This window comes from Bartonella sp. SD1336NMGDW (assembly GCF_042193565.1).
Taxonomy (GTDB): Bacteria; Pseudomonadota; Alphaproteobacteria; order Rhizobiales; family Rhizobiaceae; genus Bartonella; species Bartonella grahamii.
The window spans coordinates 1-602 of the sequence record NZ_JBHILW010000099.1 but is presented as its reverse complement, the minus strand read 5'-3'; the positions used below and the strand labels follow the sequence as shown (position 1 = coordinate 602).

The following is a 602-nucleotide window of genomic DNA, read 5'->3' as shown; positions in this document are numbered from 1 at the left end:
CCGACCAATCTGCGCCAGATAGAGCAAGGGCTTGATCAAATCAATCGGCTTTTCTCACGCCAAGCCACCATTAATCTTGGTGCGGGGAGCAATTCGGGTGGTTCGATACTCGATGTTCATATTGAAAAACAGAAACCTTGGCTTATTACGCTTTCCAGCGATAATCTTGGTGCTAAAGCAACAGGGCTTTATCAAACGCGCTTGAGCCTTTCTTTTGATGATCTGTTAAGGATCAATGATCAATGGTCGTTTAGCTATCAGCGCTCCATGGATGGTAGTCCGTATCATTTTTCTCACAAGCGTCCCAATAGTGATACTCTAACAGGATCTTTTTCTCTTCCCTATGGCACTTGGACAACAGGTTTTGATGGGACGTGGAGCCAATATCATTCAAGTGTTAAGGGGATATTTTCCGATATTATGACTGCGGGTAAGTCTTTATCGCTGACACCGTGGATTTCACGGGTTATTGACCGTGATCAAGAGGGCAAGACCTGGCTTACGGGACGGTTGACATGGAAATATTCTGATAATTTTATTATGGGCAGTCGGGTTGATGTTTCCAGCCGTAAATTGGCTATTGCAACCTTTGAGCTTGATCA

At 44.5% G+C, this 602-nt stretch carries 1 protein-coding gene; it reads left to right on the top strand.

The genetic code is table 11. The annotated features are described in order from the left end of the window. A partial coding sequence (locus ACFIKH_RS09365; protein WP_375671554.1) for a ShlB/FhaC/HecB family hemolysin secretion/activation protein occupies nt 1–602 on the top strand: 602 nt, incomplete at both ends.